Consider the following 17,565-nt stretch of genomic DNA (forward strand, 5'->3'; position numbering starts at 1 on the left):
CCCCGGCCCATTCCCCCATCACCACGAAAACGAGTCTGGCCCCGCCGCTCCCACGACGGGGCCAGAACCCCAAGATCTTCATGAGCCTTCTAGGGTCTGTCGTCAGACTCCCGCCTGCCCCGCGACGTCATGCACGCTCTCCCACGCTCGCTTCGCTCGCGCGGGCGGTGCCCCCACCGCCGCGCCGGGCGAAACCCCCCGTACATCCAGTACGAGGGCTTCCGCCCGGCACTCGCCCAAGCTCTTCGAGCAGGGGGTACCACAGAGCACGCACCTGACGCCGCAGGGCCGCCCTCCGGGCGACGACGCGAGTTTGACGACAGGCCCTAGGGGGACAGGGCCGTCTCCGCCATGGCGGAGCCCTGCGCTGCGGTCACTTCCTCGATGTACGAGACGCCCGACGAACCCGCCGCATCGAGGCGCCGCCACTCCTCCCGCAGCCGGATCCGGCCGTCCGGGAGGTACTCGGGTGTGCTGGTGCACTCCCCCGCCACCACCGTGCCGCCGTCCAGCGCCTGGCAGTACGCCAGATGGAGCGTGCCGTCCGGGTCGCAGGTGCCGACGAGCCGGCCGATGAGCACCTTCCCGCCGCGGAACTCGGCCCACACGATCGGCCCCGCCTGGTGGTAGTGCCCCACCGGCACCTCGTGGTCGGGGCCCGCGGTCTCGGCCGCGCTGGAGACGAAGAACCGGTTGTTGTAGTCCGGGGCTCCCCCGGCCGGCGCGGTCATCGGGCGGGCTCGATGTTGTAGTTGGACCGGAAGAAATTGTCCGGGTCCAGCCGCCGCTTCAGCTCCGTCAGCCGCCGGTGGCCCTCGACGCCGAACGTCCGCACCGCCCGGTCCCCGGCCCCGCCCGCCCCGCCGTCCGTCACGTAGTTGATGTAGCCGTCGCCCGACACCGCCCACGGCTCGGCCGCCGCCGACACCGACTTCGCCCAGGCGATCTGCTCCTCGTCGGCCCAGTCCGGCTCCCAGATCGCCATGCCGGTCACATTGAAGCGGGCGGTGCGGAACGGGACCGCCGAGGGCCGCTCGGGCTCCCGGCGCACGGCACCGTGGAACGCCTCCAGATAGACGGTGTCATTGAAGTCGCCGCGCCACTTGCCCGCCTTGAACCGCTGGACGAGCGTCTCCACCAGCTCGTCCGGCAGCTCGTCGGTGCAGCGCGCGCTCCAGTAGTGGCGCAGCCCGTACCGCAGCCGGCCCAGGATCTGCTGCATCGCGATGTACGGCCGTTCCTGGATCTGCCAGTCCAGCACCTCGGGGCCGCGCAGTCGCTTCTCCAGCGAGGCGATGTACTCGGGGTCCGTGCCGCAGTAGCTGACGCTCATCACCGCGGCCGGGATCTGCGCCGGTCCGTACCGCTCCAGCAGCAGGATGCACACCAGTTCGTCGGGCGCCTCGGTCATCAGCTCCCGGAACAGCCGCACCGCGGCGGTCATCTCGTGCTGCGGGTAGGCGACGGTGCCGCCGTGCACCCGCTCCAGGGGGTGCAGTCGGAAGGTGAACTCGTCGACGACACCGAAGTTGTGCCCGGCGCCGCGCAGCGCCCAGTCCAGTTCGGGGTCGGACTCGGTGTCCACGGTCAGCCGCCTGCCCTCGGCCGTCGTCAGGGCGTACGACAGCACGTTGTCGCAGGACAGGCCGTACTTGCCCATCAGATGCCCGATCCCGCCGCCGAGGGTCAGCCCGCCCACGCCGGTGGTGTCGAACGTGCCCCCGGTGACCGCGAGGCCGTGCCGGGCGGCCGTGGCGTCGAACTGCGCCCAGGTGGCGCCGCCCTGGACCCTCGCGGTCCGGGTGCCGAGGTCGAGCTCGACCCGGTCCAGCAGCCTGAGGTCGATCACCAGACCGTCCTCCACCCCGCCGGAACCGGCGATGTTGTGGCCGGCGCCGCGCACCGCCACGGGCAGCCCCGTGTCGCGTGCGGCACGCACCACGTCCTGGAGCTCACCGGAGGTGCGGGGCAGCACGATCAGCGCGGGACGGCGGTCGTACATGCCGTTGAAGAGCAGACGCGTGGCGTCGTATCGGGGATGGTCCGGGTTGATCACCCGGTCCGGGCAGATGCCGGCCAGGGTACGGCGCGCGGCGCGGGCCATGGCGACTCCTCACTGGGGTTGGCGTCCTGACGGGGCGGGCGGGCAGTCGTGAAGCGGGCCGTCGAGCAGCGCTACGGCCGCCCGCCTGGCCGCGGCGAGCGCGGACTTGGCGGCGCCGCCGCTGCCGCCGGTGAAGGTGAACAGCGACGGCAGGGCGGTGGGCCGCAGCCCCAGCAGCCCCGAGGCGGAGTAGGCGTCGGCGGCCACGACGCCGCGCCGGTGGGCGACCAGCCCGAGGCCCGGGAGCCGCGTCGCGGCGTGCCCCTCGGCCCGGGCGCGCTGTGCGGGCGAGTCGCGCAGCCGCTCCGCCTCCTCGTCCCAGCTGTCGCTCGGCACGCCGAGCAGCATGCCGTCGGCGCCCTCCGGCCGCCCGTACAGGCCGCTCGTCTCGTCGACGAAGCCCGGCGGCCGACGGCCCGCGACGGTGTACAGGTCGTACTGGATGAGCTTGACACGCAGCTCGTCGGCGGGCAGCGCGCTGCGGTGCAGCAGGGCGCCGGTGCGCCAGCCCGTCGCCAGGACCACCCTGTCGAAGCGGCGCTCGGCGTCGGGGCAGTCGACCGCCACTCCTCCGTCGGGGGACGGCACGACACGGTGGACCAGCCCGGTGACGAGGGTGCCGCCGCGGTCGAGCACATCGCGGCCGACCGCCTCCCGCAGCCGGGCCGGGCGGATGTGACCTGCGGACCGCTCGACGACCGCGTAGGCGTACTCCGGGACGACGATGCCGTGGTCACGGTCCAGGGCCGCAGCGTCGGCGAGTTCCGCGGAGCCCGGCACATACTTGTCGATCAGGGCCAGTTGCTCGACCGGCTGCGGGACCTCCCGCCCGTCATGCGCGTACACCGAGGCCCCCTCGCGGTACTCCGCCCACCGGGCGAGCCGGGGGTCGGAGCGCAGCTCGGCCAGACTCTCGCAGGCGAGCAGGCAGGCGGCGGGGTCGGGTTCGTAGCCGCGCACCAGGCCACCGGAGGCCGCGGTGGCCTCGCCGGGCAGCTCACCGGGCGCGGCCAGCAGCTCCACCTCGCTCTTCGGGTCGGCCCGCAGCAGATGCCAGGCCAGCAGGGTGCCCGCGATGCCCGTACCGACGACACAGATCCGCATCGGCTCTCCCTCAGCGCCCGGGGCCGCCGCAGCGGCCGGTGAGAAGACCCAGCAGCTGCTGCGCCCGTGCGTGCCCGGTGTCCAGCGCCGCGGGCAGCAGACAGCGGGCGGCGAGAGCCGGGTCGAAGGACTCCCAGCACAGGGCCTGTTCGGCCCGGTCCAGCTCGGCGCGTACGAGCGCGAGGTCCTGGCGGGGACCGCCGGTACCGGCCCCGGTCGCGCCCAGCGGCCAGCGTCGTACGTTCGCCTCGAAGGCGTCGGCGGTGAAGTTGCTGGCATGCGGGGCCGGGCGGTCCCAGGACAGGAAGAGCCGGACGGCGCGCGGATCCCGCTCGGCGAGCGTCTCGTGCGCCCAGACGGCGTGGCCGCGGCTGGTGGAGAACTTCCGCCCGTCCAGCCGGTAGAACTCGTTGACCACGAGCCCGGTGAGCGCCTTGTCGCGGGGCACGCCGACAGCCGAGGCCAGCGCCGGGAACAGCACCGCGTAGTAGAAGGCGTTGTCGAGGCCCAGGAAGGACCACAGGGCGCCGAGTCCGGCGAAGGCCCGGGCGTGGTCCGCCAGGCTCACGGCATGCGGATCGAGGTGACGGCCGATCACATACAGGTAGGCCAGTCCCATTTCGAACCAGACGTCGAGCCGTTCGGTGCCGTCGGAAGTCTCGATGCCCCAGTCCGTGGGGTAGCTGACCGGCACGTCCGGCAGTCCCTGCTCCAGCAGCCGGGCCAGCAGGGCGCGCACCCGGGGCGGGATGTGCGCCCGGGACCAGATCTCGGTCAGCGCCTCCCGGTACGGGGCCAGCGCGAACACGGGCCCGTGGTGGCGCACCCGGCGCGGGACGCTCCCGCAGCCGGCGCAACGCAGGTCGGCGAGTCCGGCGGCGGTCGTGAAGCACCCGCAGCCCTCGCAGGTGCCGCCGCCCATCGCCGCGCCGCAGGACGGGCAGCCGCCGGTCGCATAGGCGTGGTGCAGGGTGCGCCGGCAGGCGTCGCACACCGCCATGGTCCAGGCGCCGTCCCGGACGAGACCGCTCTCGCGCAACTCCTCCAAGAACCGCAGGACCGCTGCCCGGTACCCGGCGTCGGCGCGCGGCGCGGTGAACACGTCGTGGCCTATGCCGGCCAGGGAGAACGCCTTCCGGATCAACTCCCGGTATTCGTCGACCACTTCGTCGGGCTTGCGGCCCAGCTGCTCGGCCTTGGTGACGACGTAGTTCTGGTGGTCGTCGGTCCCGCACACGGCCAGCACCCGTTCGCCCCGGGCGCGGGCCGCCCGGGTGGCGATGTCGGCGGCGAGGTAGGGCCCGGAGAGATGGCCGAGGTGCAGCGGGCCGTTCGGAGTGGGCGGCGGGCTCAGCACGGCGACCGGTCCCCGCGCGTCGTCAGCGGGCCTCACGGGCCACCTCGGCATCCCCGGCGGTCGCGGCTTCCGGGTCCTCGGGAAGCCAGTAGATGCTCAGCAGCGTCACCGGCTCGGTGTCGGACAGATTGTGGATGACGTGCCGCTCCTCGGGGTCGAGCAGGACGGCCGTGCCCACCGGGGTGGGCTCCGGCTCCCCGCCCTCGACGGCGAAGGCCGCCCGTCCGCCGACGACGACGGCGAGTTCGACCTCCGGGTGGTGGTCCGGGGCGCTGCTGCCGCCGGGCGGTACGACGCACCACATCGCGCCGAAGGGCAGCGCCTCGCTGCCCGCGTACTGGCTCCACCGTCCGATCCGTATCGCGTACTCGTCGGTGAGAACCGCGGATTCGCTGCTCAGCCTGCGCACTTCGCACCATCCCTTTGTCGGTGGACGCGCTCTTTGTCGGTGGACGCGCTCATCGTGGCCCAGCGCGCTGGTGTGCATCTCGAAGGCGGCTCATGGTCGGCGCGGCCGGACTTGTGGCCGTCACCAGCGGGTCCTGAGAAGCGCCGCCTACCCTGCGGGCCATGGCTGTGGGAGAAGTTCCGCTGGTGTACGCGCCCCGCCGCACGGTGGCCTACGCGCCCGACCGTGTACGGGGCTGGACGGTCAAGCGATACGGGATCTCGGCCACCCGGCCGGCCCCGCCCGAGGAGGTGGTTCAGGCGGCGCGCGCCGCGGTGGAGCGGACGCTGCCCGAGGCGTACGGCGACGCGCTCGCGTACGGCTACAGCGTGCTGCACGAGGATCCCGACGGCTGCTATGCGGTCGTCGGCTGGTGGAGCCGCAACAAGGTCATCCTGCACACCCGGACCTGGCTGTCGACCTGGGACGACCCGGCCGACTGGCAGCCGGCGCCCCACGGCGCCACCGCGTGCATCTGGGAGATGGTCGCGATGGCGCACGAGCGGGACGCCTGGGTACGGCATGTGGTGCAGCCGGGGACACCGGACCTGGACGGCTATCTGGCCTCGACGATCAGCGGCGAGTTCTGACGGCTTCCGGCAGTTCCCGTCAGTTCCCGGCAGCTTCATGTGACTTCCGAAGACTTTCGACGACTTTCGACGACGCAGATACCGAGGGAGGCTCTGCCGTGACACTCGCTCTGCTGCTCCTGCTGCTGGGAGTACTGCGCTACCTGGGTGTGGGCCGGGAGAGGATGGACCGGTGGGGCGCGGCGCTCCGCCGCCGGATCGGCCGGCGCCGTCCCGACGCCGAGGGCGAGATGCCCGGGTCCTGACACCGAGGGTGGTTCCCGAGTCCTGACACGACCGGGGCCGGAGCGTGCGGCGCACGCTCCGGCCCCGGTTCCCGTCGGGTGCCGCTACCGCCCCGCCGGGACGATCTTCGCGATCTCGGGCACCACCTCGGCCCACAGGTCGAGCGCGCCCTCCTCCGCCGGGTTCGGCGGTTCCACGATCGCGTGGTCGACCCCCAGCTCCGCGAGCTGGTGGAACCGTTCGATCGCACCCTTGACGGTGTACGAGCCGTCGGCGCCGTCGTTGGTCAGCGCGCCCGTACCCAGCGTGGTCTTCTCGATCTCGCCGTACGGCCGGCCCACCTCCTCGCACCGCTCGCGCAGCACCGCGAACTGCTTGCGGATCACCTCGGTCGGCTTGATGTGCGCGTTGCGGCGCATCGGGTGCTGCGGCGGCAGCTTGGCCAGCTTCTCGCGGATCATGTCCGGGTCGGGAAGCTCGTAGACGTTGCAGGCGTCGGCGTACCGCGCCACCAGCCCGAAGGTCTTCTTCGGGCCCTGCCCGCCGATCAGGATCGGCGGGTGCGGGCGCTGCGGGGAGTTCGGCTCGTTCAGGGGCCGCTCCAGACGGTAGTGCCGGCCCTCGTAAGGCTCGGTGGTGCCCGCCCACATGCGCTTCGCGATCAGAACGGCCTCCTCCAGGCGTTCGAAACGCTCCGCCTTCGGCACGACGGGGATGCCGAGGCCGCGCTGCTCCTCCTCGAACCAGGCGGCCCCGATGCCGAAGTACATCCGGCCGCCGGACAGCGCGTCGAGGGTGCTGACGGTCTTCACGAGCACCCCGGGGTGCCGGTTGACGACGCCCGTCACCAGGGTGCCGAGGCGGATGCGGGAGGTCTGCCCGGCGACGAAGCCGAGGGTCGCGTACGCCTCCGGGCAGGCGCCCTGGGGCCCGCGGTTGAGCGGGGTCTGGAAGAAGTGGTCCATCACCCAGAAGCTGTCGAACCCGACCTCCTCGGCGGTGCGGGCGATCCGCCCGAGCACCGGTCCGAGGTTCTCCGGGGAGCCGGGCCAGCTGAAGTTGGTGAGATTGAGTCCTAGGCGCATGCGCCCCTCCGATCTGCGAGTAGGGCGGCCCGGGAGCCGGACGGTCAGACGGGCCAGTCGAGTCGGTGCAGTGCCGCGTCGAGGAAGGACCACTCGTAGCGCGCGGCGGTGAGGAAGGTCCCTGTCAGACGGTCCCGGTCGTCCGCCGAGATCCGCTCGCCCACCTCGTCGACGACGGTCAGGAACTCCTCCAGCACATCGCGGTAGTCGTCGCCGGGGTGCAGGGCCTTGACCCAGTCCGCGTAGCGGGCGGTGGGGTCGTACCGTTCCTTCAGGTCGTCGGCGATGCTCAGATAGAACCAGGAGCAGGGCAGCAGGGCCCCGATCGCCTCGGCGAGCGAGCTCGCGGCGGCCGACGAGAAGAACGAGGTGTAGGCGTGGGTGACCGGGTCGGCCGGTGCCGTGCGCCAGGAGTCGTCCCCGGCACCGAGCTGGGCCGCCATGATGTCGTAGCCCATCGCCATGGCCTGGCGGGCCTCCAGGGTGCCCACCGCCATCCGGGCCAGCACCATCGCATGCGCGTTGTCATGGGCGAGGGCGGCGGTGCGGGCGAGGGCGCGGCCGTAGGCCGGCAGCAGGAAGTCGGCGTCCTGGCGCGCGAAGTGGAGCAGCGCGGCCCCGTCCAGCGTGCCGTCCCGGAGCCCGGCGAAGAACGGGTGGTCCTTGACCTTCTCCAGCAACGGGGCGGCTGCGGACTCGAGTTCGGTGCGCAGCATCAGTCGAACCACTCGCCCTGCTTCATACCGAAGAACGCGTTGCCGCGCAGCTTCAGCTTGCCGGTGATGAACGCCTTCTGGCCGCTGAGCTTCCCGGTGGCCAGGTACAGCATGTCGACCAGCTTGATGCCGATGACGACGTCGGCGCCCTCCCGGACCCCGTGCCCGACGGCGCAGGTGTCGTTCTCGACGTGCAGGTAGTACTCCTTGGTCCCCTCGGCGGTGGCCACCTCGTACTGGAAGGTGCCCTTCTCGCCGCCCGCCTTGGCGGGGTTGAAGGTGGAGGCCAGCTTCTCGTAGACGGTGTCGAGGGCCGCGGCGACGCCGCCGGGCCGCTCGGCGAGCAGCTTCTCCAGGTCGTCCTTGGGGGTGGTGTCGACGAACGTGACGAGTGCCGCGAACCGTGTGGCCAGGTCGGACATGGCGAATCTCCTTGGGAGTCGGGGGGAGGGGTGACGGGTGTGCCGGGTGTGCTCTTCGGTGGGGCGCCGGCTATCGGTTGACGGCCAGCACCCGGGACAGTGCGTCGGTGAGCCGGTCGTCCGCGTCGGTGGCGTCCGTGCCGCGCCAGGCGACGAATCCGTCGGGGCGCACCAGTACGGCGCCGTCCTCCTTGACGCCGTGCCGGCCGGCCCAGTGACCGACGGGGTCCTGGACGTCCGTGCCCACCCGGTACAGATCGAGGTCGACGCCGAGGGTCTCGCGGGCCCGGGCCGCCGCGGCTTCCCAGGCCTCGCCCGCCGCTCCGGCGACCAGGGTGAAGCGCGGGCCGTACAGATCGAGGGTGGAGACGGTCTCGCCGGCGCGCTCCAGCGCCAGATGCGGGGCCCGGGTGCCGGGCAGTGCGGTGAGCAGATGCGGCGGGTAGGCGGGGCGGTCGTCGTCGTCCTCGGGGAGGACGGCTGCCGAGCGGTACCGGTAGCCGAGGATCACCGACCACCAGTCGTGGACCTGGACGCCGCCGATGTCGGCCGCCTTGTTGCCGGTGCGGCCCACCATCTGCGCCATGGCCTGTTCCATGGTGAACTCCGAGACCGGCCGGCGCTCGGCGTCGTAGGAGGCGAGGAGGTCCTCGCCCGCGTCGCCGCGCAGCACGGCGGCCAGCTTCCAGGCGAGGTTGTGGGCGTCCTGGATGCCGGTGCTGCCGCCGAACGCGCCGGTCGGGGGCACGATCCGGGCGGCGTCGCCGGCCAGGAAGACCCGCCCCTCGGCGAAGCGCTCGGCACAGTGCGCGCCGATGACGAAGGGCAGCACCGTGGTTCCGTCGCTGGGCAGTTGGGGGATGAGCCGGCCGGTCAGGTCCGGAAGACCCACGGCCTGGCGGAACAGTTCCAGACAGCGCTCCTCGGGGTAGTCCTCGACGGTCTCCCCCCGGTCGGGGTGGTAGGGCACGCCGAAGCACCAGCGCCTGACGCCGTCGTGCGGGAAGACGACCGAGCCCTTTTCGGGCTTGTCGAGGTAGGCGAAGCCGAAGCGCCGGCCGCCCAGGACCGCGTCGATGTCGGCCTCGACGACCATGGACAGGGTGTGCAGCAGGATGCCCGGGCCTTCGACGGGGATGCCGAGCGCGTGCCGCATCGGGCTGCGCTGGCCGTCGGCGGCGATCGCGTACGCGGCGCGTACGGTACGGCGCTCGCCGGTGCCGCGGTCGTGCAGCACGGCCGTGACGCCGTCGGCGTCCTGGATCAGCTCCTCGCACTCGGTGTTGAAGCGGATCACGGCGCCCAGTTCGGCGGCCCGGCCGTGCAGCGCGACTTCCAGCCGGTCCTGGTCGATGGGGCACCACTCGCAGGGGCTCGCGCCCTCCGCCTCGCCGGTCGCCAGGTCCACGAAGTCGTGGTCGTGGCTGGCGAGGGACTCGGCGACGAGCATCCGGGAGGAGTCCTCGTCGGATGCGACGATGCCCTCGCCGCGCTGGGCGAACAGAGCCTTTTCCAGGCCGACTTGGCGGAACAGCTCGACGGATCGGGCGTTGATCCCGCGGGCCCGGGGGTGGATCAGGGTCTCGGCGTGCCGTTCCACGAGCAGGGGCCGCACCCCGTGCCAGGCCAGGAACACCGCGGCCGACAGGCCGACCATGCCCCCGCCGACGACGAGGACCTGAGTCCGTTCGTCCTGCATCTGCTGTTCCTCCAAGGGGTGTTGAGGGCTCGGGAGGGTCGTGCGTGGGCGTCGGGGCGTGCGGCCTTCACGCCCAGAGCGTCTGCACCTGCTCGTCGCGGATGGGGAACGCCTCGCGTTCCAGCAGGGAGTTGAGGATGGCCGCGCTGCGCACCGACAGCAGGCTGAGGTTCGGGTCGGCCACTCCATGGCTGGACTGGGCGCGGTTCTGCACGAAGACCTTGTGGCGGTCGGCGTGCTTCCAGCGCAGCGAGTAGTCGGCCTCGACGTACGGCTCCTCGCCGGGCTCCAGGTCGAGGACGTCCGGTGCGAGGGGCAGCGGTGCGGGGCGGCGCCCGGTGGCGAGGACGACATGGCGGGCGGTGTGCCGCTCGTGCCCGCCGGCCGCCCGGCGGCAGCGCAGCACGACCAGGTCGTCCTGGTGCCCGGCCTCCACGACGTCCCGCCCGGGCAGCATCATCACCGGGGACCGGCCCTCGCTCAGCCAGGTCTCGTAGTTGGCCTGGTAGAGCTCCTGCAGGGTGGACATCGACACACCGTCGCTGGTGAGGATCTGCTCGGCGACGTACCGCTCGCGGACCTGGCCGGGGAGGGCCTGGAAGTGGCGCAGATAGGCCGGCCGGAAGAAGTCGTTGGCGGGCGGCGAGTCGTCGAGCGGCGCGAACCAGGGGCGGCGGCCGATCCAGCGGATCTCCCGCAGTCCGTAGCTGAGCAGCGCGAGGACCGCCTCGGCACCGGTCTGGCCCCCGCCGACGACGACGGCGGGCTCGTACGGGGCGCAGCGGCAGGTCTCGAAGTGCTCGCCGATCTCCTCCGCGAGCAGCACCCCGGGGATGGGACGGTCCCGGAAGCAGTCGGGGACATGGGGCCGGGTGCCGGTGCCGACGACGAGGTGGTCGCTCGTGGCGACCGGGCCGTCGGCGTCGTACAGCACGAATCCCTCGCCCGCCCCGGCGAACCGGACGTCCCTGATGTCCACGCCGTAGCGGATGTTCGTCAACTGCTCGGCGGCCCAGGACAGATAGCGGTCGTACTCCAGCCGCGGGATGGCGTCGAACTGCGCGTTCAGGAAGGCGTAGACGCGGCCGGTGGTGACCAGGTAGTTCAGGAAGGACAGACGGTTGCGGGGGTCGACCAGGGTGGTCAGGTCCTTGATCCACGAGGTCTGGAGACGGACCCCCGGGTGCATCAGACCGGGGTGCCAGGCATGGGCCGGGCGCCGGTCGAAGAGCACCACGTCGTCCGGCAGGACGTCCTCGGCCAGGGCCGCGAGGCTCAGGTTGGCCGGGCCGGCGCCGATCGCGGCGACCCGGTGGTGCGGGATGCCGTGCGGTGCGGGGCGGTTCGGCGCGTGAGCGGAAGTCGACACCATGGACGGACACCTCTCCGTACGGACCGATGTGCCCACAGCGTGGCCGGGGCCGGTGGTGCAGGAATCGAGAACGTCTGAGAGCCGGGCGAGTGCGCGGCCCGCGGCCCGTCGCCCGCGGGGGACGTCGTGAACCGGAACCCGCCGCACGCGTGCCGGCCGCAGCCCCACGCCCCACGTCTCGTTCAGACGTGCTCGACCCGCCTCCCAGGGGCCGAATCCACACTGTGCGGGTATCGCCCGCCTCGGGTCGCAGGACCGGCCGTCCGCCGGGCCCTCCCCGGGGCGGGCATCCCACCAGGCCTCTCGCGACAAGGAGTTCCGCATGAGCGGTATCGCCGGCTGGATCGGCTTCGGCTCCGGCCCCGGACACACCCGGTCGGTGCTGGACGCGATGGCCGACACCACGAGCCGGGACGTCCCCGCCGAGCTCCACACCTGGCGCGGGACGCGCGCGGCGTCCGCCGCCGCGCCCGGCGGCACGGCCGAACAGCGGGCGGCCGCGGCCGTCGAGGGCGACGGCCCGGACGTGGCCGTCGTCTTCGACGGGGTTCTCCACGACATCGCCCCGCTGCGTGCCACGCTCGCCTCGCACGGCCACCGCCCGCGCCACGGCACCGACGCGGAGGCCGCGCTGCACGCCTATCTGGTCTGGGGCGACGACTGTGCCGCGCACCTCGACGGCGCGTTCGCGTTCGCCGTGTTCGACTTCCGGCGCGACCGCCTGCTGCTGGTCCGCGACCGGCTCGGCGTACGCCCGCTGCACTACGCCCGGCTGAACGGCACGGTGTACTTCGCCTCGGAGCCCAAGGCGCTCCTCGCGGGCTCCCTGCTGGAGCCGGTCCTCGACGCCGACGGGCTGCGCGAGCTGTTCTCCCAGGCCAAGACGCCGGGCGCGAGCGTCTTCCGGGGCATCGCCGAGGTGCGGCCGGGCCATCTGCTCGACGCGACCGGAGGAGGGGTCGTCGAGCGGCCGTACTGGGCGCTCCGGGCCCGCCCTCACACCGACGACCCGGAGACCACGGTCGCCACGGTCCGCTCCCTGCTCGCCGACAACGTCGGCCGGGCCGTCTCGGGCGACATCCTCCCGGTCTCGCTGCTCTCCGGCGGACTGGACTCCGGTGCGATCACCGCACTCGCCGCCCGTGCCCTGGGGGACCGGGGCCGGCTGCGCACCGCGACCGCGACGTTCATCGGCTATGCGGAGAACTTCCGCCCGGACAACGTTCGCACCACCCCGGACGCCCCGTACGCGGCCGAGGTCGCCCGCCATATCGGCTCCGACCACACCGATGTCGTGCTCGGCACGGCGGACCTGCTCGATCCGCGGCTGCGCAGGGCGGTGCTGCTGGCCCAGGACCGGCCGACCCCGTTCGCCGAGATGGACGTGGCCGGGCTGCTCATCTTCCGCGCGGCCCGGGAGCACTCCCCCGTCGCGCTCTCGGGCGAGGGCGCCGACGAGATCTTCGGCGGCTTCACCGGGATGAGCGAGCCGGAGGCGGCGGGCCCCGAGCAGTTCCCGTGGGTGGCGTACGAGCGCTCCCACGAGGCGTCCCGGCACGGGCTCGGCCTCGGCCTCTTCGACCGGGGACTGCTGGGGAAACTGGACCTGCCCGCCTACGGGGCCGACCGCTACCGCCAGGCCGTGGCCGAAGTGCCCCGGCTGGACGGCGAGAACGACCGCGACCGGCGGCTGCGGGAGGTCTGCCATCTGTACCTCGTACGGTGGCTGCCCCGGCTCCTGGACCGCGACGACCGGCTCGGCCGGGCCGCCGGTCTTCAGGTGCGGATGCCGTTCTGCGATCACCGGCTGGCGGAGTATCTCTTCAACGTGCCGTGGGAGCTGAAGACCTGCGACGGGCGGGAGAAGAGCCTGCTGCGGTCCGCGGTGGGCGAGTTGCTGCCCAGGTCGGTGGTGGAGCGCCGGAAGAGCCCGTTCCCGGTGAACCAGGACCCCGCGTACACCCATGTGCTGCGGCGCGAGCTGACCCGGGTGCTGGACGATCCGGGCTCGCCCGTGGCGCCGCTGCTGGACCCGGTGGCCGCCCGGGCGGCGGCGGCCGAGGCGCGCGGCGGGGCGCACTGGCTGACCCGCACGAACATCGAGATGGCCCTGCAACTGCACCTGTGGCTCACCGAGTACGGGGTCAGGCTCGCTCTGTGACACCGTGAGGCCCCCCGGCCGCGCACAGCACAGCCCACCGCCCGTCGCCGTGGTTCCCTGCGACGGGCGGTCGGGACGCTCGGGCCGCGGGTCCTTATGAGACGTCCGCGGAGAGCATCTGCAGGCGCCGCATGGTTGCGGCGCCGAACTCCTCGGGCCCCGTCGCGTCCCGCCGGTCGGCGAGGTACGGCAGCAGGCCCTCCTGGGTCTGTGCGGCGATGCCGCTCTTGGTCAACTGCTCCACCACGGGGCCGAGTTCGCCCTCGTACTGCACCGCCCACACCAGGTAGTCGTCCTTGACGAAGGCGGCCGACGCGAGCAGCGGACCGGCGGTTCCGTCGAAGAGCGTGCCCTGGGCCTTCTCGAAGACCTCACCGAGCGCGTCGTCCCGGCCGGGGGTGACGCGGTAGGTCCACGCGGCCAGCTGCGCCGAGCGCTCGGCCCGGGCCTCCTGGAAGACGCACTGCATCAGGGCGTTCTGGAAGTACTCCCGGAACCCCTCCACGGTCTGTGTGTCGCGCGGCTCCTGGAGATACGGCGAGAGCCGGCGCTCCGCCTCCTTCACGCCCTCCTGGGCACCCATGTGCGGACCGATCTGCCGCAGGTCGCCCTCGAACTGCACCACCCGGGTCATGAACTCGCCCCGGATGAACAGCCCGGTGGAGACGTTGCGGCCGGCCGCCCGGCCCTGTTCGTCGCGGTACTCGGCGGAGTCGGCCCGCTTGAAGTTCCGCTCGGAGAAGATGTCGGCGATCTCCTCCTCGTGGCCCGTCCGGACCTTGTAGCTGATCGCGATGAAAGCCATGACGCTCCCTGTCCGCCGGTGGGCTTGTCTGTGACGGATCGTGCAGCCGCCCGGTCCACGCCCGATCGGAAACGTCTGAAGCCGAGCCACTCCGCTCCGGAACACCGGGGCCCCGCGGGGCCTTGCCGAGCGGCGAGGGCACCTTGCCGGCTGGGGAGACCGAAGGACGACGAGACGGTCGGGGACGCAGGCGGGTGGCTGGGAGACGGCTTGGACGGTTGAGGACCGGCTGCGCCGGTGGGAAGACGTGAATGCGGCAGCTGAGTCGCCATTGCCATGGCAGTTACGGCAAAAGCGATCCGCGGGCGGCGAAGACGGCGAGTGCACGGCCGAAGGCGCTCGGGAGCCGCCAGGGACTGCCGGCCCCGGCCGCGAGGCCGGAGGACGGCGGGACGGTTACGGGATGCGCCATGGACGGTATGCGGATGGCTTAGACGGCCATTGGTTGCCGATGGCGGTTCGACGACGGCAATCCCGATCGACGCGTGGCCAAGACAGCCGCGCCACGGCGAAGGCGGGGGCGAGACAGCGGGACTCGGCCCGGGGACGCGAAGCGGTCAGACGGCTGGGGGCCAGACGGCTGGGAGATGGGCCAGACGGCTGGGCGATGCGTCAGACGGCTGGGGCATGGGCCAGACGGCTGAGGCATGGGCCAGACGGCTCGGGGTTGTGTCAGACGGTTGAGGGATGGCCAGGACGATCGAGCGACGCCTTTGCCGGGTGGCGCACGGCAAAGACGCCTTATGGCCGGCCAAAGCGATCGACGAACCGCCACGACGGCCGGGGAACGGCCCACGCGGCCGGAAGGGATGGGACGTCCGCGAGGGCAGCCGAGGGCAGTCGAGAGGCGGCGACAGGGACAGCCGTTGCGTCTGGTCGGACGGCTGGGAGACGACGTGGACGGTTACGGGATGACTCACCCCGCCTGAAGGACGGTATCGACGATCGAGGGGTGTCGACGACGGCCGCAGGACGGCCTAGGGGCGGTCGGACAGCCGGGCTGAGGTCGTCGGCCACTCGCCGCCCCGACGCGGCAGCGGCCTGGCGTCCGGGGCAACCAGAACGGTCGAGGGATGGCCCGGACGGTCGGAGGACGGCTTGGGCGGTGGGATGACGGCTTGGGCGGCGTGCTGTCGGCATTGACGCCGAACGACGGCAAAGCCGATCGGCTGACGGCGAAGACGGCTGGGGCGCAGCATGGGCGCAGCCCGGCCGTGCGCACACCCAGAGGCGGTCCGGGGGGCGGTCAGGAGCCTGTGGGTCGGGCGCGGGGGCGCCATCAACACACCGCCTGGCACCCGAGCCACACCCCCCACCCCCCCAGGCCCCCACCCCCACAGCCGTCAAGCCCTGCGAGTCGCTTCAGACGGTCTTGAGAACCCTTGGACTTCGCGTTGTCACGATGGCGCCCGACCACAGCCGGGGCCTCGCGCCTTGACCGCGCGGCCCGCCGGCCACGGCGCTCCGGGGGACCGGTCGCCGACCGACGCCGCGGGCCTGGAGAGGGAGACCGCCCATGGAACACATCGACCGGACGCTCATCGTCGCCCGTATGGACCCGGCCGACGCCCCCGCGGTGGCGAAGATATTCGCCGAGTCGGACGCGTCGGATCTGCCGCGCCTCATCGGCGCCAGGCGGCGCACCCTGTTCCGTTTCCACGATCTGTACTTCCACCTCGTGGAGTCGGACCAGGACATCCAGCCGGACCTCTACAAGGCCCGCAGCCACCCGCTCTACCAGGACATCCACGAGAAGCTGGCGCAGTACATGCACCCCTACGACCCGGCCTGGGCGGAGCCCAAGGACGCGATGGCGCAGCCGTTCTACACGTGGCGGCGGGACTGATCGTGGGCGTCGTACGCGTGCTGCTCCCCTTCGCCCTGATGGGCAACGGCCTCGCGGCGGGCGGGATGATGATCGCGGTCCTGGGCGGGGCACCACTGCTGCTGTCCCTGCCGACGGAACGGTACGTGCCCACGCACCAGTTCATGGTGACCCGGTTCGACCCGTTCATGCCCGCGTGCATGCTCACCGCGCTGCTGTGCGACGTGGCGCTGGCCTTCGCGGCGCCCACGGCGCGCGCGAGCACCCTGTTCACTCTCTCCGCGCTGCTGCTGGTCGGCGCGATCGTCGTCTCGCTGACCAAGAACGTGCCGATCAACCGCTGGATCGCCACGGTGGACCCCGGCCGGCTGCCCGCGAACTGGGAGCAGCTCGACCCGCGGGTGCGGTGGAGCAACTGGAACCGGGTGCGGACCGCGCTGGTCGTGTGCTCCCTCGCGGTGCTCGTCGCCGTCACCGGCACCCTCCTCTGACATCCCTCCCGAAGGACCTCCCGGGGTCCGTCAACGGCCTCTCAGAAAGGGCTGATCGCCCATGAGCGTGGCACCCATGACCGGTGGCCCTCCCGATCCGGAGTCGCTTCCCGCCCCGGTACGGCTCGTCCTGCTGACCAACGGGCGGCGGGTCTCCGAGGTGCTGTACGTACTGGCGGAACTGCGGATCGCCGACCATCTCGCCGACGGGCCGCTGGAGGTGGAGCGGCTCGCCGAGAAGACCGGCTCCCATGCCGACTCCCTGTACCGGGTGCTGCGCTGTGCCGCGGCGTTCGGGGTGGTCGCCGAGGAGCCCGGCAGGCGCTTCGCCGAGACGGACCTCACGGTGGGCCTGCGCAGCGACATCCCGTTCAGCGTGCGCGACCTGGTCCTGTACAACAGCTCCGAGTCGGTGCGCCTGCCGTACGGCGAGATCCTGCACACGGTCCGCACCGGGGAACCGTCGTTCGAGCATGTCTTCGGGCAGGGCTTCTTCGCGTACCTCGGGGGCCATCCGGAGGCGGGCGGTCTGTTCGACCGGGCGATGACCCAGATGAGCCGCTCGACCACGCATCTGTTCCTGTCGCAGTACGACTTCACGCGCTTCGCCAGCATCGCGGACATCGGGGGCGGTCGCGGGTACTTCCTCGGTGCCGTTCTGCAGAACGTGCCGGGGGCCCGCGGTCTGCTGTTCGACCAGCCCTCCGTGGTCGCCGGGGCGCCCGAGCACCTCGCCGAGGCGGGCGTCGCCGACCGGGTCGAGGTGGTGCCCGGTGACTTCTTCGGGCCGCTGCCCGCCGGCTGCGACGCCTATCTGCTCAAGCAGGTCCTGCACGACTGGGGTGCCGAGGACGCCGTACGCATCCTGCGAGGCGTCCGTACCGCGATCGGGGACCGGCCCGAGGCACGGCTGATCGTCCTCGACCATGTGCTGGCCCCGCCGAGCCAGTGGGACCAGGGCAAGTTCCTCGATCTCGACATGATGCTCCGCTTCGGCGGGCGTGAGCGGACCCTGCCCGAGTGGCGGGAGCTGCTCACCGCCGCCGGCTTCGACCTGGTCAACGAGCCCGTCCAGGGCCGGTGGACGGTCCTGGAGTGCCGTCCCGTCCCGTGACCGGGCGCCGTACGGCGTCCGACGACCCCGCACCGACCATCACGAGA

17 protein-coding genes are annotated in these 17,565 nt (G+C 72.4%); 6 read left to right on the top strand and 11 right to left on the bottom strand.

The annotated features are described in order from the left end of the window. Positions 1-326: 326 nt before the first annotated feature. Genes ACFY2Z_RS19095 through ACFY2Z_RS19115 form a run of 5 tightly spaced genes read right to left on the bottom strand, consistent with a single transcriptional unit; the run spans position 327 to position 4,974 of the window. Complete coding sequence (locus ACFY2Z_RS19095) at positions 327-731, bottom strand: hypothetical protein (RefSeq protein WP_390745282.1); 405 nt, start codon at positions 729-731, stop codon at positions 327-329. Then, on the bottom strand, positions 728-2,104 hold the full coding sequence (locus ACFY2Z_RS19100; RefSeq protein ID WP_390745283.1) for an FAD-binding oxidoreductase: 1,377 nt from the start codon (positions 2,102-2,104) through the stop codon (positions 728-730). The genes ACFY2Z_RS19095 and ACFY2Z_RS19100 overlap by 4 nt, the downstream gene beginning before the upstream one ends. A gap of 9 nt (positions 2,105-2,113) precedes the next feature. Then, a complete protein-coding gene (locus ACFY2Z_RS19105; RefSeq protein WP_390745284.1) occupies positions 2,114-3,208 on the bottom strand; it encodes an NAD(P)/FAD-dependent oxidoreductase in 1,095 nt (364 codons plus the stop codon). Between the two features lie 10 nt (positions 3,209-3,218). Then, positions 3,219-4,601: a class I tRNA ligase family protein gene (locus tag ACFY2Z_RS19110; protein ID WP_390745285.1), complete on the bottom strand. Its 1,383-nt coding sequence runs from the start codon at positions 4,599-4,601 to the stop codon at positions 3,219-3,221. Further along, positions 4,588-4,974, bottom strand: a complete 387-nt coding sequence (locus tag ACFY2Z_RS19115) for a cupin domain-containing protein (RefSeq protein WP_390745286.1) — start codon at positions 4,972-4,974, stop codon at positions 4,588-4,590. The genes ACFY2Z_RS19110 and ACFY2Z_RS19115 overlap by 14 nt, the downstream gene beginning before the upstream one ends. A gap of 161 nt (positions 4,975-5,135) precedes the next feature. Between ACFY2Z_RS19115 and ACFY2Z_RS19120 the strand changes: the two genes are divergently transcribed. Together ACFY2Z_RS19120 and ACFY2Z_RS19125 are read left to right on the top strand one after the other, a co-directional pair. After that, positions 5,136-5,603, top strand: coding sequence for a hypothetical protein (locus tag ACFY2Z_RS19120; RefSeq protein WP_390745287.1), 468 nt, complete (start codon positions 5,136-5,138; stop codon positions 5,601-5,603). 98 nt (positions 5,604-5,701) lie between these two features. Beyond that, positions 5,702-5,848, top strand: coding sequence for a hypothetical protein (locus ACFY2Z_RS19125; protein WP_390745288.1), 147 nt, complete (start codon positions 5,702-5,704; stop codon positions 5,846-5,848). 84 nt (positions 5,849-5,932) lie between these two features. Here ACFY2Z_RS19125 and ACFY2Z_RS19130 read toward each other — a convergent pair whose 3' ends face one another. The 5 genes from ACFY2Z_RS19130 to ACFY2Z_RS19150 all read right to left on the bottom strand — a co-directional run bounded on the left by ACFY2Z_RS19130 (position 5,933) and on the right by ACFY2Z_RS19150 (position 11,122). Continuing rightward, positions 5,933-6,913, bottom strand: coding sequence for an LLM class F420-dependent oxidoreductase (locus ACFY2Z_RS19130; RefSeq protein WP_390745289.1), 981 nt, complete (start codon positions 6,911-6,913; stop codon positions 5,933-5,935). Between the two features lie 44 nt (positions 6,914-6,957). Next, complete coding sequence (locus ACFY2Z_RS19135; protein ID WP_390745290.1) at positions 6,958-7,641, bottom strand: TenA family protein; 684 nt, start codon at positions 7,639-7,641, stop codon at positions 6,958-6,960. Beyond that, positions 7,629-8,051: an SCP2 sterol-binding domain-containing protein gene (locus ACFY2Z_RS19140; protein WP_390745291.1), complete on the bottom strand. Its 423-nt coding sequence runs from the start codon at positions 8,049-8,051 to the stop codon at positions 7,629-7,631. Before ACFY2Z_RS19140 ends, ACFY2Z_RS19135 begins: the two co-directional genes overlap by 13 nt. 70 nt (positions 8,052-8,121) lie before the next feature. Further along, positions 8,122-9,750 carry an FAD-dependent oxidoreductase gene (locus tag ACFY2Z_RS19145; protein ID WP_390745292.1) on the bottom strand — a complete coding sequence of 543 codons (1,629 nt, stop codon included), beginning with the start codon at positions 9,748-9,750 and terminating at the stop codon, positions 8,122-8,124. A 67-nt stretch (positions 9,751-9,817) separates the two neighbouring features. Next, positions 9,818-11,122, bottom strand: coding sequence for a lysine N(6)-hydroxylase/L-ornithine N(5)-oxygenase family protein (locus ACFY2Z_RS19150; protein ID WP_390745293.1), 1,305 nt, complete (start codon positions 11,120-11,122; stop codon positions 9,818-9,820). Between the two features lie 322 nt (positions 11,123-11,444). On the opposite strand from ACFY2Z_RS19150, the gene asnB reads away from it, so the two are divergent. Beyond that, the gene (gene asnB, locus ACFY2Z_RS19155) at positions 11,445-13,283 is read left to right on the top strand and encodes an asparagine synthase (glutamine-hydrolyzing) (protein ID WP_390745294.1); all 1,839 of its coding nucleotides are present in this window, start codon (positions 11,445-11,447) and stop codon (positions 13,281-13,283) included. Between the two features lie 94 nt (positions 13,284-13,377). Here the strand turns inward: asnB and ACFY2Z_RS19160 are convergent, their stop codons facing one another. Further along, on the bottom strand, positions 13,378-14,088 hold the full coding sequence (locus tag ACFY2Z_RS19160) for a SchA/CurD-like domain-containing protein (RefSeq protein ID WP_390745295.1): 711 nt from the start codon (positions 14,086-14,088) through the stop codon (positions 13,378-13,380). Between the two features lie 1,516 nt (positions 14,089-15,604). On the opposite strand from ACFY2Z_RS19160, the gene ACFY2Z_RS19165 reads away from it, so the two are divergent. From ACFY2Z_RS19165 to ACFY2Z_RS19175, 3 genes are all read left to right on the top strand, one after another. After that, positions 15,605-15,934, top strand: a complete 330-nt coding sequence (locus tag ACFY2Z_RS19165; protein WP_390745296.1) for a TcmI family type II polyketide cyclase — start codon at positions 15,605-15,607, stop codon at positions 15,932-15,934. After that, positions 15,919-16,404 carry an anthrone oxygenase family protein gene (locus ACFY2Z_RS19170; RefSeq protein ID WP_390745297.1) on the top strand — a complete coding sequence of 162 codons (486 nt, stop codon included), beginning with the start codon at positions 15,919-15,921 and terminating at the stop codon, positions 16,402-16,404. The genes ACFY2Z_RS19165 and ACFY2Z_RS19170 overlap by 16 nt, the downstream gene beginning before the upstream one ends. A gap of 76 nt (positions 16,405-16,480) precedes the next feature. After that, on the top strand, positions 16,481-17,518 hold the full coding sequence (locus tag ACFY2Z_RS19175; protein ID WP_390745298.1) for a methyltransferase: 1,038 nt from the start codon (positions 16,481-16,483) through the stop codon (positions 17,516-17,518). Positions 17,519-17,565: the final 47 nt, after the last annotated feature.

Origin of the sequence: Streptomyces sp. NPDC001222 (assembly GCF_042896945.1) — a bacterium.
In the GTDB taxonomy this organism is placed as follows: domain Bacteria; phylum Actinomycetota; class Actinomycetes; order Streptomycetales; family Streptomycetaceae; genus Streptomyces; species Streptomyces gibsoniae.